Below are 15,903 nucleotides of genomic sequence, written 5' to 3'. Positions count from 1 at the left end.
ACTGAACAATGCTTCACCTTCCTATATAGAAACGAGCAGCATACATTAAAAAATGTAGAATCATTTGTTAGAAAAAGAGAAAGCCACCTTCAATGATGACTTCCTCATGCTTCGTTAACGATTAAGCAAGCTCCCTACATAGCGAAGTAAATCATTTGCTGAAGTAGAATTATAGCCATGCTCATCAATTAACCTTTCAATTACACTATTAATTTTCTTAAGCTGATTTTCATCTGGTGTTTTTGTAGAGGTTGTAATTTTAACAACATCCTTCAAATCAGCAAATAGCTTTTTCTGAATAGCTTCTCGAAGCCGCTCGTGTGAATTATAATCAAATTTCTTCCCTTTTCGTGCAAATGCAGAAATTCTAATGAGTATTTCCTCTCTAAATGCCTTTTTAGCATTTTCAGAAATTCCAATTTGCTCTTCAATAGAGCGCATGAGCTTTTCATCAGGACTCATTTCTTCTCCTGTTAATGGATCACGCAGCTTGCTTTTATTACAATACGCTTCTACATTATCTAAATAATTATCCATTAACGTTTTAGCAGATTCCTCATAGGAATATACAAATGCTTTTTGAACCTCTTTCTTTGCAATTTCATCGTACTCTTTTCGAGCAATTGATATAAAGTTCAAGTACCTTTCTTTATCCTCTTGGGAAATGGAAGCATGTTGGTCAAGCCCGTCTTTTATTGAACGTAACACGTCAAGTGCGTTAATGGCTTTTAAGTCCTTACGAATGATTGCCGAAGAAATTCGATTGATGACATAACGAGGGTCTATTCCGTCCATCCCTTCGTCTGCAAACTCCTTCTTAAGCTCTTCAACATCTTGCGAACTAAAGCCTTCTACCTCCTGTCCGTCATACAGCTTCAACTTCTTTAATATATCCACACTACCGTTTTTAGAGTCTTTCAAACGAGTGAGAACAGTAAATATCGCAGCTATTTTTAGGGCATGAGGGGCAATGTGAACATCCGAAATATCACTTTCTTTGATCATCTTTTCATAAATTCTTTCTTCCTCAGATACTCTTAAATTATATGGAACAGGCATAACAATAATTCGTGAGTGAAGGGCTTCATTTTTTTTGTTAGCAATAAACGATTTATACTCTGCCTCATTCGTATGGGCTACAATCATTTCATCAGCAGAAATGAGGGCAAATCTACCCGCTTTAAAGTTACCTTCTTGAGACAATGAAAGGAGGTGCCATAAAAACTTCTCATCGCATTTTAACATTTCTTGAAATTCCATTAGTCCTCGATTTGCCTTATTTAACTCACCATCAAAGCGATATGCTCTCGGGTCAGATTCTGAACCATATTCCGCAATTGTTGAAAAATCGATGCTACCTGTTAAATCCGCGATATCCTGTGATTTTGGATCTGATGGACTAAATGTCCCAACACCAACTCTTTTATCCTCTGATAAAAATACTCTTTCTACCATTACATCCTCAATGCGACCATCGTATTCCTTTTCTAGCCGCATCGTATTTAACGGTGATAAATTCCCCTCTATTCGGATACCATACTCTTCGTAAAACTCGTCTCTCATATGGTGTGGAATGAGGTGAAGAGGGTCTTCATGCATTGGGCAGCCTTTTATAGCATAAACAGCCCCCCGATCTGTTCGACTATATTCCTCTATACCTCTTTTCAACATAGTTACGATCGTTGATTTACCACCACTAACTGGTCCCATAAGCAGTAAAATTCGTTTCTTTACGTCTAATCGACGAGCAGCAGAGTGAAAATATTCCTCGACCAACCTTTCAATTGATTCTTCTAATCCAAAGATTTGATCTTCAAAGAACTTATAATGTTTTCTTCCATCCTTTTCTTCAACACCCGCATCCTTAATCATGTTATAAATACGAGAATGAGCTGTTTGTGCCACCTCTGGCCGCTCACGTAAAATTTCTAAGTAGTCAGCGAATGTCCCTTCCCATTTCAATCCTGCTTCCTCTTCCCGGTGTTTTTGAATTTTGTTTAAAATATCCATGATTTCCTCCTCTCAACACCAGTCTGTACTATTAGACATCCATGGTTCATCTTATGCAATCACATAGTCAATGATTCTATTACATTTATGAAACACTCGTACACATTCATTTTCATCTAGGAAGAATAGTATTCTAATATTATACTTCTGTTACTGGTATAAATTACATATTAGGTAACCAAGTAAAGAATTGAGAAATAGTCTTTTTTTCATAAAATAATAGGGTAAAATAATATTAGTTCATATATGAAGAGATGGTGCACACAATGAGAATACTAACCGGGAATCTATTTATTGCTTTACTTATTATGTTATTTGCATTTTCATTTTTACTCGTTACGGAGGAACTGGCACATACTAAACCAATCGATGAGGTACTGGATGAAAATATAAAAATTTCTAAAATGCCATTATCACAAAATAGTTTTATAGTCGATAAAAATGGAGAAATCGTTTCTGAAATTTATAACGGTGAAAACCGTGTAATATTATCCTTCAATGCTATTCCTACATTGGCAATTGACGCTTTTTTAGCTGCTGAGGATCAGTCATTTTATGAGCATCCAGGCTTTGATATGAAAGGGATTACTCGTGCTTTTATCGTTAATTTTAACGACAATTCCATATCTCAAGGCGGAAGTACAATTACACAACAGCTTGCTAGGAATTTATATTTAACCCATGACAGATCGTATGAAAGAAAACTAAGCGAGCTCTTATATGCGATACAAATAGAACGCAAGCTTTCGAAGGATGAAATTATTACTTTATATTTAAATGCAATTTATTTTCAAAACGGCGTATATGGAATCGAGGCTGCTAGCCAGTTTTATTTTAATAAGCCTATTGATGAGTTATCTGTGGCTGAAATTGCATTTATTAGCTCCATTCCAAATCATCCCGAAAAATTTAACCCACTGACAAACATCGAGCATACACATACTCGCAAAGAGTGGATACTGACAAAAATGCTAGAAACAGAAAAAATTGACGAGGATACGTTCGAGGAAGCACTAAAAGAAGAAATAACGCTAAACATCTCAAACAGAATAGACAAACACCCGGACTATGTCACATATGTTCACCATGAGCTAGAAGCACTCATTAGTGAGCAAGAAGGATATAAAAAAAGGATCGATAACGCAAGCACGGACGAAGCAAAACACAATATTACGCTTGAGCTTAAGCAACGAGCAGAATCTGTTCTTGAAAAAGGTGTCATTATCGAAACAGCGTTAGACCCAGAAATACAAGCACAAGCTGTAAAATCAATCAACGATCAATTAGCACAAACGAGTTTACAGGCTGCTACTACAATAATTGATCATCACCACCATGAAATTGTCGCGATTACTGGTGGAACCAATTACAATAAATTCGATTTTCATAGAGGTTTCCAAGCATATAGACAACCAGGCTCATCCATTAAGCCATTACTTGTTTTTGCTCCATATTTAAATGAAACAAATACAACTGAAACATCCGTTGTAGATGCTTCTCCTTTTTCTAAAAATGGCTACTCCCCTCAAAACTATGGTGGAGCAGTTTATGGACGGGTACAAATGGAACAAGCGTTTAAACACTCTTATAATACTGCGGCTGTCCGTCTTTTAGATACGATTGGTGTTGAGACTGCTTTTTCTTACTTAGATCCTTTTAACTTTCAACGCGTCCAACAATCAGACTATATCCTTTCAGCAGCACTAGGAGGCTTTACTCATGGCGTTTCTGTTTTAGAAATGACACAAGCTTACTCAACATTCGCCACTAACGGAGTTTATCATTCACCAAAGGCAATTAAACAAGTCGTCGATTTGAATGGAAATGTGCTATATAGCTGGAAGCCGGTTCATGAAGAAGTTTGGAGTAAAGCCGCAAATGACGAAGTGAAAAAAATGATGAAGCGCGTTGTGACTGAAGGTACTGGAAGTCGGGCCGCATTTTCTAATTCTAATTATCTCGGCGGAAAAACGGGAACAACGAACGATTACAACGATTTATGGTTCGTTGGTATGACTGATCGCTATACTTCAGCACTTTGGATCGGATATGACCAACCGAGATCGATAAATTATAACCATATCCATCTAAATTTGTGGCGCGATTATATGTCTAAGATCGATTAATCGGATTTCGGAGCGAATGGGAATGACGCAACGGCTGTTATTCGTGCGTGAGCGTTTACTATATTTTAGGATTGCTAAAGGACAGATGGGACGGCACGCCATCTGTCCTTTACTTACTTTTTTATTTAATCAAAGGCAATTGGCGTCGCGCCACCTTACCTTCACAATACTTTTTCTTTGCTCAAGGGCAGATGGCCGCGCGCCATCTTACATTCACACACATCTTCTTTTCCTCATTGGCAAAAACAACTCCCCTATTACTAGCTTGACTATAAATAACAAACACTGAAATAAAAAAAGACAAGTGAACGAAAACATTCACCCGTCATAATACTATAAAAAAACATAACCCTATATTGGCAAACTGGCAATGATACTATTATATATTTTTAACATTGCGTAAAGTACTAGCAATATAAATGAAATCCAAAAGAAAATATGAAATAAAATCATACCAATAACGCCGATGCTTGACAAAGAATAACTTACTTTGTATACAAAATAAATAAAATAGAAAAAACAAATACATAGAAAGAGGATAACTAAAAGTCTGATATCAAAAATAGTTAGTAGAGAAATGATACTTCCTATTAAGAAAAACCATGCTCCACCTCGGACATTAGTTAAATCGGTACCTTCACTATCTTTTGAAAAGAATAATAAGGAAAGCTCATTTACTGTATCAGCTATGAGCTTTAGTGCTGAAAATAGCATAAAAAAGAACAACCACAACAAAAAAAGTAACGCTAAATGGATGCCTCTTTCAGAAAAAAATTCTACCATTCCATCATATAATCCAATCTGTTCAAACCAAGATATGATGACCTGTGTACTATAAATCGAGAACGATAAGCTAAAAATAACGATTGAAATTAATGGGAAATGACTCGTTAAATATGCATTTTTCATGATGATAACACTGGCTTCATTCTACAAATGATGCTTTACTTCGTATGTTGAAATTTTGTTACCAGTTGTCGGGCTTTTATCAAGGTTTGCCCTTCTTTTTTTATGCGCTTCTTTAAATTCATCACTATTTACCCAAGCTTCGTACGATTCTTTACAATCCCATTTCGTTAACACTATCTGATAATCGGTATCTTCTTCCGGATGCAGAAACATAAAGTCTAAGCAACCAGGTATATTCTTCATCTTATCGGCACTATTTTCAAAACGTTTTGCAACATTTTCTCTTCCCTCTACAGGGACGTGTAACTCATTAAAAACGACAAACATAGCATAACCTCCCCTTTACTCTTATTATACGACAATAATTGTGTATATCAAAGATACATATCCATCCAATCAATTTTAAATCTACCTGTATCATATTTAGCACTATAGAAAACATTTGCTACTTTTATCAAGGCCCTACTATTTTTATTCATAATCAAAAAAATTGAAGTAATACTATTTATGGGACGTTGTTTTCTTCCCTTTATAAATGAAACGTGATATATTTATGTTTAGATAACATCAAAGGGGGCATTTTTGATGGCACTTGCATTAATTTTAGGGGTTTGTGTTGTCTTTCTAATATCTATCTTTACTGCTGGATACGAAGATAACCCACATAAGCATTAATGAAGAAAATAATACTTACGTTTTATTTAAAAACAACTCTTAAGTTCTTTACTTAAGAGTTGTTTTTTATCGTCTAGCTTAACACCTTATCACAAAACTCCCCTCACCACGAGTCTACCACCCTTTGTGTGCCCTCAACTTAATCAAGTTTTCTTACATGATGAAACGTCATACACTTTCTTTTTACAATTCTTATTTTTTGGTCTTATTTTTGCGCTTGTCCGAATACGATATAAGGAATTAAAAAATGAGGTGAGCTAGGAATGAAATGTTTTCTTTATCCTGACATAGGACGAGTTGATGAACCACTACAGTTGCACATGGATGGGCTGAAACCGAATGAAACGATCACACTCACGTTAAAAATGAAGTACGAACAAGTTATGTGGACATCGACGACGACGACGGCAGCTGATGATAATGGCAAGCTTTCTATTGGAAGCGCAGATGGCAAAAGTAATATTTTGTCTGAGCTATTATGGAAGATGCACCCTCAATCAAAACAACAGCACAAATCACTTTTCAACGAAGACATCTCACAACTTACGCTACACATCGATATAGAAGCAGAGGAAAGCCAAAGGAAAGAAGCAAGGACAATTACAAGAATGTTTAAGGAAGATTATGTTCATGAAGAACAGTTACCTGATGAACTGAACATAAATGGGACATATTTTTCTCCAAAAAACAAAAGTAAGCTACCTAGTATCATTATTTTAGGAGACCGATATGCTCCAATGCGGAATGACATTGCTGCACTTTTGGCTTCACACGGATACGGTGCGCTTTCCTTAAATTACAATGGAGCATCACAAAACAAAACAACGAATGTACCGGTTGAACCACTGAATATTGCCATTGAATGGCTAAAAGAACACCGTAGCACAGATCAGCAAAAAATCATTTTATTCGGAATGTCTAAAGGAGCTGAATTAGCATTACTGCTTGCAAGTAAGAATAGAAGTGTTCGCGCTGTTATTGCTCATTCACCAGCAAGTCACGTTTTCCAATGTGAAGGCAATAAAAACACTCGTTCATTCTTGCTAGAAAAAGGGCATCCCCTTCCGTACGTACCTCTAACAAATAATTTGTTTTCAAGAATAAAAGGTTTGTTTATGAAGACAAATGGTGAATCAGAATCGAATAGTCTTTACTATAAAAGTTTACAAAGGTATGAAAACAAAGGAAGATTTGATGCAATGATTGCAGCTGAAAAAATTCGTGGTCCAATTATGATGATCAGTGGGAAAAAGGATGCTTTTTGGCCATCCACATATATGGCTGAAAAAATTCAGCAGCGTCTTAAAGAGAATCAGTTCCCTTATGATGTTAAGCATATTTGCTATGAAAATGCTGGTCATTTTTTAACGCTTCCCTATACACCATATTTTAATCTACAAAATAAAAAAGGTGGTGGAATTTCAACCGAAAACGCCATTGCCGGGGAAGAGGCATGGCTTGAAACATTATCATTTCTTAAGAAGCACTTTCCTCCAGCAAAGATACCTACTGAGTCTTTCACGCTTCAGCTTACAAAATGAAAACTGTAAAAGCGAATAGAGTAGGCGCATGAAATTATTCATGCGCCTCTCACAGATCCGTACGTGCGGGTCATCGCATACGGCTCCTCCATGATTATCCCCGTTGGGGATGATGATCATTGTAAAGTTTTACAAGTGAGACAAGACCGATTTCTACGAACCATTCTTTAGGTAAAGCAGTATGTACTGGGGTAGACAAAGAGCTTCTCCATCTATTCATACGCAATCTAGGGAGATCTCCTTTCCATTTTCTTTTCCTCAGTTCCCTGTGCAATTTCCTAATATTTCTCCAACTTCTTAATTGAACTGATCTTAATCTTCTACGTATCCATCCATCAAATATAGTGAATATAGTCTTCCCATAAAAGTGACCAAAGTAGTTACCCCAACCTCTTAGGTATGGATTAAGTTTTTCTTTAATCAATGTCTCGATGTTTACGGTTTGGTTTCGCCTAGTGATCTCCTTAACCTTTTCTTTAAATTTCTTTAAAGCTTTAGGAGATGCAGAAACATAATAACCACCCTTGAATTCGTGACCCAAAAATAGAAATGGTTCTTCTAGGTTATTAACAACCTTAGTCTTTTCAGGGTGAACCGTTAAACCTAGTTCCTCGTTTAAGAAGCGAGTTACTGATTTAAGGACTCTTTCAGCCCCTTTTTGTGATTTACAACATATAACAAAGTCATCAGCGTACCTTGTGATTCGATGCCCCCGTTTTGTCATCAGTTCATCGAGTGGGTGTAAATAGATATTTGCAAGTAATGGACTAATAACCCCACCTTGAGGTGTTCCTTTTTCAGTAAGGTGGAAGCTTCCTCCATCCATAACCCCTGCTTGTAAAAAACTCTGAATCAACCGAATAACACTACCGTCTACTACTTCTTCCCTTACAGCTTGAATGAGTTTATCCTGTGGGATTGTATCAAAGTAGGCTTTTAGATCAGCGTCAATTACGTACACATACCCATCCATTAAATCCTTTCGGATTTTCTCTAATGCCATATGTGCACTTTTATTCGGTCTGAATCCGAAACTACAATCCAAAAATTTGTCTTCGAAAATTGGCTCTATAATGCGACGTACAGCCGCTTGAACAACACGGTCTCTCACAGTAGGAATTCCTAAAGGTCTTTTCGTCCCATCCGTTTTTGGAATAAATACACGCTTCACGGGTCTCGGTCTATAGGCCTTTTCTTTTAATTCACGTTGAAGAACTTGTACATTGTCCTCCACCCCGTGTTCAAAAGTACGGATAGAAACTCCATCTACTCCTGCAGACCCTCGATTTCGTTTTACCTCTTTGAATGCTTCCTCCATGTTGGACATAGCCCATACCTTATCCATTAAGCTATACCATTTTCTCTTTTGTGTAGACTTTACTCCATCACGAAAACTCTTCTTATTTAATCTCTCGCTCATGTTCGTATCCTTCCCTTGGCTCTCTCGGATGACTAGCACACGGCATTTTCCGAGTTTTACCTAAAGTACTCCGTCCCAAACGGTCTACTTACTATTCGACCCCAGTTCTTAGGCTCCACCTCACTGGCTTCTGCTTGGCACATGACGGCTTTCTAAATTGAATTGCTTTTCTTCCATGGACAGACGGGCTTCGCATCAAGTCCCTTCCTTTTGGGTAAGGGCTCGCCTTAGCAACGCCATGCTAAGTCACTCGCCATTACGACTTTTCCGACGAGCTTATTCACTAATATCCCCTGCTCTGACTTCTCACCACCCATAATCCCAACTCGCCCCTCACGGACTTGTTTGAGAGTTACCACTGCATAGCGGAGATGATGAGATCTCCTTGGGTCACGTCATCAAGCTTTCCCTCGAACCCAGTCCTCATAACTTACAGAACCCTCTTGTGGCACTGGACTTCCCCATCTTTCGCAAGGTTATCCGATTCTGTCAGCCAACATGGTGGTTAGTCGTCTGTTCCGAGATTCGCCTTCAGGTCCTCCACACATTTCCTCGCGGACATGCACTACCTGTCAGCTATACACTTCCGCCACTTCGGCGTGTTAGGGACTTCCACCCATTAGTTCGATGCGCTGCCAAGCGCACAAAAGAGGTGTCCCGCATATATCGGACACCTCTTCATCAATTTATGTGATATTGCAAAACTGTTGCTGGCGTAATGCTTCATAAACAAGAATAGCAGCTGTATTGGAAAGGTTCAGCGATCGAATTTTATCTGTCTGTGGAATTCTAAAGCACCGCTCCTTGTATTTATCGATTAAGTCTTGGGGCAAACCTTTCGTTTCTTTTCCAAAAATAAAAAAGTAATCTTTTTCTAAGTCACTATAATCGAAATCGTGGTAATACTTCTCACCACTCGTTTCAATTAAGAAAAATTCACCCTCTGGAAATCGAGCAAATAGCTGTTCGATATTATCATAATGTTCAACATGAACATTAGGCCAGTAATCACACCCAGCTCTTTTTAGCATTCTATCATCCGTTGAAAAGCCTAACGGATGAATTAAATGGAGTGATGCATTCGTTCCGGCACAAGTGCGTGCAATATTACCTGTATTGGCGGGAATTTCTGGTTCGTGTAGTACGACGTGTATACCCACTTCTTTCACCTCATCTGATTACTATTATATATTTTTTCAAATCTTATGTGTTTTCATCATTAACAGCATTATAAGAATACTACAATTTACAAATTGCAGCAATGACACTGCGTCTTATTCTCGATCTAAAATATGAAAAAATTTATATTTAATATTAGGAGTCCAAGCTGTTGAATCCTCATACGACCAATACCTCATTCGACTATTCGTTGTATGTGCATTTACTAATGGCATACCATCCGCATCCTTTGCAACAACGACTGTTGTATGCTGCCACTGGTCATCTCCATTAAAGTCGTAGCATATAATATCGCCTTTTAACAGCCTTTTCGGGTCATAGACTTCTTTTGCATGTAACCCATCCTTCGCTCCACTTAAGTACCATCTCAATGCATGTGCAACGGACCAGCTATAGCTCCATTGATTATTTTGATACCACCACCCATTTGATCGATCTGGAAATCCGGACATTGTTGCACCGCCAGCCGATATGCATTGTGAGATATAATTTGTGCAGTCGTTTTCAAAGTGCTTATATTCTGGATTATAATCGTTCCACCATCTTTCTGCATATTTTACAACAGCAAGGCGATCATATTGATATGTTAAAGCGCCTCTGACTCTTTCATTAAAAATTTGCTTCATTTTCGGTGTATTTTCATTGTGGCGAACCCCTTCACGATTTAATTGATAATCATCTACAATTTTTTCTTCTTCAAGGATAGCCCTTCTTAATTGTACTTGTTCTTCCATGTAAAAATGTTGGTGTTGTTTGATAACATGTTGAACAGTAACTCCGTAATCAATAATAGATTTGTTGTCATACGAATGCTCTTTAATAATCGATCCGTCTACAATATTCTTTACAATTTCGGCTTTTCGTTTTTCCAAGTTTTTATGCTTTCTTTCTATCGCCTGTCGTTCATCCGATCGCTTAAAAACATCAACCTCACTTCTGTTAACATAGCACTCATGGCATCCTTGAATGTGCTGTTTTACAATTTCCGTAATTATACTCATCCATTTCCCCTCCCTTCTTTATGCTATTCAACTGGACAATGTGTAAATGAAGGTTTTATATAAATTGTCAAAAATTCTTGATGTACGGTAATATAAATAAGAAAAAAGCCTATATCCAGATTACTGTCGTAATCATAGACATAAGCTTTACACCTCATAACTTTTATTAAATTGAAATACAGCGATACTTCTATGTTTCTATGAAATTTTTTGTATCGCTCCTTCATGCCTTAATAAAAACTCTTTCTTATCAAGGCCTCCACCATAACCAACCATTGATCCATTACTACCTATTACACGATGACATGGGATAATAATAGGAATAGGGTTTTGGTTATTTGCTCCACCAATAGCCCTAACTGCTTTGGGTGAGCCTATTTCAGCGGCAATCTGTTTGTATGATTTCGTTGTTCCGTATGCAACGTCTTTTACCTTATTCCAAACTAAAGTTTGAAATTTAGTGCCTATTAAATCTAAAGGTAAATCGAAATCCGTTCGTTCTCCTTTAAAGTATTCATCAAGCTGTTGGATAGCTGTGGCTAGTTTTTCTCCATCTTCGACTAGCTCTGCATTAACGAACCTTTTCTTTAACCACGTTTCAATATTTGAGCATGTTCTTTTAATTGATCCAAAGTAAATAAAACAAATACCTAGAGACGAACTTCCAATTGTTAAAATTCCGATCGGACTATTCATTTCCGAGTAATAAATGTACGGACGTTTTGACATTTTACCCCCACTTCCTTCAAACAAGTCATGTCACAGTTTCTAACTTATTCAATGCTTTTTTCATTTCATCATAAGCTTTAGGGTCTTGCTCCTTTTCCAAAGCTTCACCTAGCTGACCAACTAATTCTTTATCGCCAATTTCAGAAATAGCCCATGCCGCTGTCCCTCGAATAACTGGTCGAGGATCTTTTTTTACTAGCTCATAAAGATAAGGAATTGCTGCCTTTTCCTTAAAATGAGCCAGTGCAATAATGGCATTCCTTTGAATTGGCTTCTTTCCTCGCCAAGAGCCTGAAATTTTACCGAATTTCTCTTTAAATTCGCGGTTACTTATAGAAAGTAGTGGTATTAATAATGGCTTAACCACTTCTGGGTCTGGCTCCATTTCAGGATGATGGTGAAAGTCTTTCCCTTTATTTTCTGGACAAACGACTTGACATGTATCACAACCATACAATCTATTACCTATTTTCTTTCGATATTGCTCTGGAAGTAAGTCTTTTGTTTGCGTCAAAAAAGCAATACATTTGTTGGAGTCAAGCTGTCCACCTTGAACAAGTGCCCCTGTTGGACATGCATCAACACACTTATTGCAGCTTCCACATTGGTCTTCTATTGGATTATCTACTGGAAGGTTGAGGGTAGTAATCATTTCACCTAAGTATACATATGAGCCAAACTCAGGTGTAATGATAGCACAGTTTTTACCGCTCCAACCAATCCCTGCTCTCTCGGCAACAGCACGATCAGATAATTCTCCTGTATCTACCATAGACAAACAAATAGCTGAAGGGACTTTTTCCATAATAAAGCTCTCTAACAAAGAGAGCTTTTCCCTTAAGATATTGTGATAATCCTCTCCCCAGGATGCTCTACAAAAAAGGCCTCTACGTTCACCCATTTTTGAGCGGGGAGCATGCTTCATTTTGGAAGGATAAGCTAATGCAATGGATATGATTGTCTTTGCTTCTGGAAGCAAACGTTCAGGTTCTGTTCTTTCCTCAATCGTTCCTTTTTCAAAACCAGATTCAAAACCATGAGTTTGCTGCTCCAATAGCCGACCTTTCAACGTAATAAAAGGATCCGCTGTGGCAAAGCCTATTTTATCAATCCCTATATCCTTACTGTATGCGATAATTTCTTTCTTTAGCTGGGCATTTGCCACAGTTTTCACCTTCTTTCTCACTTTTTTTAGGTTATTTTATCAATTTTATCCTAGACATATGAAAAAGTAGCGTCCAATTATACGTGAACACTACTTTGGTTAGTTAAATTTAAGTTTTTTGGAGCGGGTGATGAGAATCGAACTCACGACATCAGCTTGGAAGGCTGAGGTTTTACCACTAAACTACACCCGCATTTTTTATATTATTCTTGTTTTTAAATCCGCCTTACATGTCTCTTCCTCTACTTGCTTTTGCTTCGATGCGTATCCGTCGAGACAACTCGTAGATCATTCGATGATGTAAACGCTCGTGGCTGAGGTTTTACCACTAAACTACACCCGCATTTTTTATATTATTCTTGTTTTTAAATCCGCCTTACATGTCTCTTCCTCTACTTGCTTTGCTTTGAGGTGAGGTGAATCAGTTTAAAAAAATCAATAACATTTTTTAACGTAGTTTACATTTTACTATCTCAAGTAATAAATGTCAAACTTTTTCCCAAAAGATTTTATGCTGTACGATGCATCTCTGTTTTGGTTAAATCACATAAAAATGAGACATGATAAAAATAACGTATAAAGGGGAGTGTGTTAACATGAAATATGATGAAATAAAAAACAAACAATCAAAGGGACAACCAGCTCAAACTCAGGAGCACCAGCCAGGCTTTGAAAGTGAAATGAACCCTGAACCGGTATATGATGATCCTAACTATAAAGGAAGCGGTAAGCTACAAGATAAAGTAGCTATCATTTCAGGGGGCGACAGTGGAATTGGTAGAGCTGTTGCAATAGCATTTGCTAAAGAAGGGGCTAAAATTGCTATCCTTTATTTGGATGAACATAAGGATGCAGAAAAAACAAAGGCTGAAGTAGAAAAATATGGCGGTGAATGTTTACTTATCCCAGGTGATGTTGGTGATTCCTCCTTTTGTAAAGCAGCTGTAAAAAAAACAGTTGAAACTTTTGGACAGCTTCATTGCCTCATTAATAATGCTGCCGAACAACATTACCAAGAGAATATTGAAGATATCACAGATGAACAACTGGAGAGAACATTTAAGACTAATATTTTTTCTTGCTTCTACTTAACAAAAGCTGCGATGAATTACCTTCGTGAAGGAAGTACGATCATTAATACAGCGTCTATTGTCGCCTATAAAGGAAATCCTGTATTGATGGATTACGCATCAACGAAAGGTGCGATGATTGCCTTTACACGTTCATTATCAGAAAACTTAGTTTCGAAAGGAATTCGAATTAATGCTGTAGCACCTGGACCAATTTGGACACCTTTAATTCCAGCATCCTTTCCTGCAAAGCAAGTAAGTGAGTTTGGTACAACAAGTCCAATGGGAAGACCAGGACAGCCGGCTGAGCTTGCACCTAGTTATGTTTATCTAGCTTCTGATGATTCTTCCTACGTATCTGGACAAGTCATTCATGTTAATGGTGGTAGTATCGTGAATGGTTAAGAGAAATCTTAGGTATTTTTAATCGTGGGTTGCTTTTCCTCACCTTCAAACTCGCTCATGCTCTTGTTTTCTCACGTTTTGAAGGTGATACTTTTGAACCCGGGTTCGATCTAACCCGGGTTACTTTTCCTCACCTTCAAACTCACTCATGCTCTCGTTTCCTCACGTTTTGAAGGTGATACTTTTGAACCCGGGTTCGATCTAACCCGGGTTACTTTTCCTCACCTTCAAACTCACTCATGCTCTCGTTTCCTCACGTTTTGAAGGTGATACTTTTGAACCCGGGTTCACTCTAACCCGGGTTACTTTTCCTCACCTTCAAACTCGCTCATGCTCTCGTTTTCTCACGTTTTGAAGGTGATACTTTTGAACCCGGGTTCGATCTAACCCGGGTTACTTTTCCTCACCTTCAAACTCACTCATGCTCTCGTTTCCTCACGTTTTGAAGGTGATACTTTTCAACCCGGGTTCACTCTAACCCGGGTTACTTTTCCTCACCTTCAAACTCACTCATGCTCTCGTTTTCTCACGTTTTGAAGGTGATACTTTTCAACCCTGGTTCACTCTAACCCGGGTTACTTCACCTCACCTTAGAGTAAAAAATCACAGAGAAAATTCAATATGTAAATCACCCATTTGAGACTACCTCCCTATGTGATGAGAGTACATTGCATTGTATTTCAAAGCATGACGCGACAACTTATATTCTTCTCATTACCATTCCCCGTGCAATAATTCATTCCACAAAGATTAGATAGCGTCTAAATCATTAACTTTTCACCATTATTCTCCATACAATATTATAGCTTTAAGAAAGGCGATATTAACGACTATTGCTGTTGGTTTCAACTGACATCGCTTTTTCCATTCGTATTGAAGCATTGAAAGTGGTAATCGCTATTTTAAAGTATTGACCAACAGCTGTTTAAAAAAGCCTTAATAAAAGGAGAGATTAAGGTGAAGCAAATTAATTACACCGCTTTAGGAGATTCTCTTACCGTTGGTGCAGGATCCTTAACTAAAGCAGGATTCGTCGAACAATACTCCACCTTATTACAATATAATTTCCGTCTTCCTGTAAGAACGCAAACCTTTGCCAAGCGTGGTATTCCTTCCGCCACTCTCTTGCATATGATTTACTCGACACCACAGATTCGGCAATCTATATTCCATGCGGACATTATAACGATAAGCATTGGTGGAAACGACTTACTTCAAGCAAACAAGAAATTTAAAAAGGTGAATAATCAAATTGTCTTTCAAGAGGCATATGACATTTATCAAAAAAATATTCAAGCAATCGTTCAAGAAATCAAGAAAATAAAAGCTACATCAAACAAAAAGTATACGATTCAATTTATCGGACTATACAATCCGTTACCTCAATTGCACTATAGTAATTATTGGGTACAGGCATTCAACCAATTTCTCCATTCATTACAATCCGAACACGTGAAGTATGTTGACTTATATTACAACTTTAGACAGCAAGGGAAAAGCGTACTCCAATTTGGTATTCACCCAAACGGAAGAGGACACAGTATTATCGCGAATAGTCTTGTCTATTCTATCATTCATTAATCTTGCAATAGCTACAATCGAAGCACGTCACTATAAGAGGTTGTCCCAAAAGCTAATAAAAGTTTAGAGGTTGACTCAAAAGATAAAAAATC

12 protein-coding genes and 1 tRNA gene are annotated in these 15,903 nt (G+C 37.6%); 4 read left to right on the top strand and 9 right to left on the bottom strand.

Going from position 1 to position 15,903, the window contains the following annotated elements; genetic code table 11:
* Positions 1-114 precede the first annotated feature (114 nt).
* Positions 115-2,010, bottom strand: a complete 1,896-nt coding sequence (locus BCELL_RS06905) for a PrkA family serine protein kinase (protein WP_013487966.1) — start codon at positions 2,008-2,010, stop codon at positions 115-117.
* 266 nt (positions 2,011-2,276) lie between these two features.
* Between BCELL_RS06905 and BCELL_RS06900 the strand changes: the two genes are divergently transcribed.
* A complete protein-coding gene (locus tag BCELL_RS06900) occupies positions 2,277-4,136 on the top strand; it encodes a transglycosylase domain-containing protein (protein WP_013487965.1) in 1,860 nt (619 codons plus the stop codon).
* Between the two features lie 351 nt (positions 4,137-4,487).
* On the opposite strand, the gene BCELL_RS06895 is transcribed toward BCELL_RS06900, so the two are convergent.
* On the bottom strand, positions 4,488-5,045 hold the full coding sequence (locus BCELL_RS06895) for a YufK family protein (RefSeq protein WP_013487964.1): 558 nt from the start codon (positions 5,043-5,045) through the stop codon (positions 4,488-4,490).
* A 21-nt stretch (positions 5,046-5,066) separates the two neighbouring features.
* Complete coding sequence (locus BCELL_RS06890) at positions 5,067-5,372, bottom strand: antibiotic biosynthesis monooxygenase family protein (protein ID WP_013487963.1); 306 nt, start codon at positions 5,370-5,372, stop codon at positions 5,067-5,069.
* Between the two features lie 611 nt (positions 5,373-5,983).
* Here BCELL_RS06890 and BCELL_RS06885 point away from each other — a divergent pair.
* Positions 5,984-7,261, top strand: a complete 1,278-nt coding sequence (locus BCELL_RS06885) for an acyl-CoA thioesterase/bile acid-CoA:amino acid N-acyltransferase family protein (protein WP_013487962.1) — start codon at positions 5,984-5,986, stop codon at positions 7,259-7,261.
* 94 nt (positions 7,262-7,355) lie between these two features.
* Here the strand turns inward: BCELL_RS06885 and ltrA are convergent, their stop codons facing one another.
* The 6 genes from ltrA to BCELL_RS06855 all read right to left on the bottom strand — a co-directional run bounded on the left by ltrA (position 7,356) and on the right by BCELL_RS06855 (position 12,948).
* Positions 7,356-8,681 (bottom strand): group II intron reverse transcriptase/maturase, encoded by a 1,326-nt coding sequence (gene ltrA / locus BCELL_RS06880; RefSeq protein ID WP_013487961.1) that lies wholly within the window; start codon positions 8,679-8,681, stop codon positions 7,356-7,358.
* Between the two features lie 686 nt (positions 8,682-9,367).
* Positions 9,368-9,841, bottom strand: a complete 474-nt coding sequence (gene trmL, locus BCELL_RS06875) for a tRNA (uridine(34)/cytosine(34)/5-carboxymethylaminomethyluridine(34)-2'-O)-methyltransferase TrmL (protein WP_013487960.1) — start codon at positions 9,839-9,841, stop codon at positions 9,368-9,370.
* Positions 9,842-9,955: 114 nt separating this feature from the next.
* Positions 9,956-10,861 (bottom strand): amidase domain-containing protein, encoded by a 906-nt coding sequence (locus tag BCELL_RS06870; RefSeq protein ID WP_013487959.1) that lies wholly within the window; start codon positions 10,859-10,861, stop codon positions 9,956-9,958.
* Between the two features lie 198 nt (positions 10,862-11,059).
* Complete coding sequence (locus BCELL_RS06865) at positions 11,060-11,590, bottom strand: methylated-DNA--[protein]-cysteine S-methyltransferase (RefSeq protein WP_013487958.1); 531 nt, start codon at positions 11,588-11,590, stop codon at positions 11,060-11,062.
* Between the two features lie 25 nt (positions 11,591-11,615).
* Positions 11,616-12,755 carry a tRNA epoxyqueuosine(34) reductase QueG gene (gene queG, locus BCELL_RS06860; RefSeq protein ID WP_013487957.1) on the bottom strand — a complete coding sequence of 380 codons (1,140 nt, stop codon included), beginning with the start codon at positions 12,753-12,755 and terminating at the stop codon, positions 11,616-11,618.
* 119 nt (positions 12,756-12,874) lie between these two features.
* Positions 12,875-12,948: transfer RNA gene (locus tag BCELL_RS06855), tRNA-Gly, on the bottom strand.
* Between the two features lie 403 nt (positions 12,949-13,351).
* Between BCELL_RS06855 and BCELL_RS06850 the strand changes: the two genes are divergently transcribed.
* Positions 13,352-14,230 (top strand): SDR family oxidoreductase, encoded by an 879-nt coding sequence (locus tag BCELL_RS06850; protein ID WP_013487956.1) that lies wholly within the window; start codon positions 13,352-13,354, stop codon positions 14,228-14,230.
* Positions 14,231-15,187: 957 nt separating this feature from the next.
* On the top strand, positions 15,188-15,811 hold the full coding sequence (locus BCELL_RS06845; RefSeq protein ID WP_013487955.1) for a GDSL-type esterase/lipase family protein: 624 nt from the start codon (positions 15,188-15,190) through the stop codon (positions 15,809-15,811).
* Positions 15,812-15,903: the final 92 nt, after the last annotated feature.

Source organism: Evansella cellulosilytica DSM 2522, from assembly GCF_000177235.2.
Classification (GTDB): Bacteria; Bacillota; Bacilli; order Bacillales; family Salisediminibacteriaceae; genus Evansella; species Evansella cellulosilytica.
Note: the sequence above shows the minus strand (reverse complement) of the source record. Positions and strands in the feature narration are given on the sequence as shown.

Bases quoted from the DNA above. Each gene is read 5' to 3' on its own strand.
- BCELL_RS06905 (WP_013487966.1), bottom strand. From the start codon at position 2,010: ATGGATATTTTAAACAAAATTCAAAAACACCGGGAAGAGGAAGCAGGA.
- BCELL_RS06900 (WP_013487965.1), top strand. From the start codon at position 2,277: ATGAGAATACTAACCGGGAATCTATTTATTGCTTTACTTATTATGTTA.
- BCELL_RS06895 (WP_013487964.1), bottom strand. From the start codon at position 5,045: ATGAAAAATGCATATTTAACGAGTCATTTCCCATTAATTTCAATCGTT.
- BCELL_RS06890 (WP_013487963.1), bottom strand. From the start codon at position 5,372: ATGTTTGTCGTTTTTAATGAGTTACACGTCCCTGTAGAGGGAAGAGAA.
- BCELL_RS06885 (WP_013487962.1), top strand. From the start codon at position 5,984: ATGAAATGTTTTCTTTATCCTGACATAGGACGAGTTGATGAACCACTA.
- ltrA (WP_013487961.1), bottom strand. From the start codon at position 8,681: ATGAGCGAGAGATTAAATAAGAAGAGTTTTCGTGATGGAGTAAAGTCT.
- BCELL_RS06870 (WP_013487959.1), bottom strand. From the start codon at position 10,861: ATGAGTATAATTACGGAAATTGTAAAACAGCACATTCAAGGATGCCAT.
- BCELL_RS06865 (WP_013487958.1), bottom strand. From the start codon at position 11,590: ATGTCAAAACGTCCGTACATTTATTACTCGGAAATGAATAGTCCGATC.
- BCELL_RS06850 (WP_013487956.1), top strand. From the start codon at position 13,352: ATGAAATATGATGAAATAAAAAACAAACAATCAAAGGGACAACCAGCT.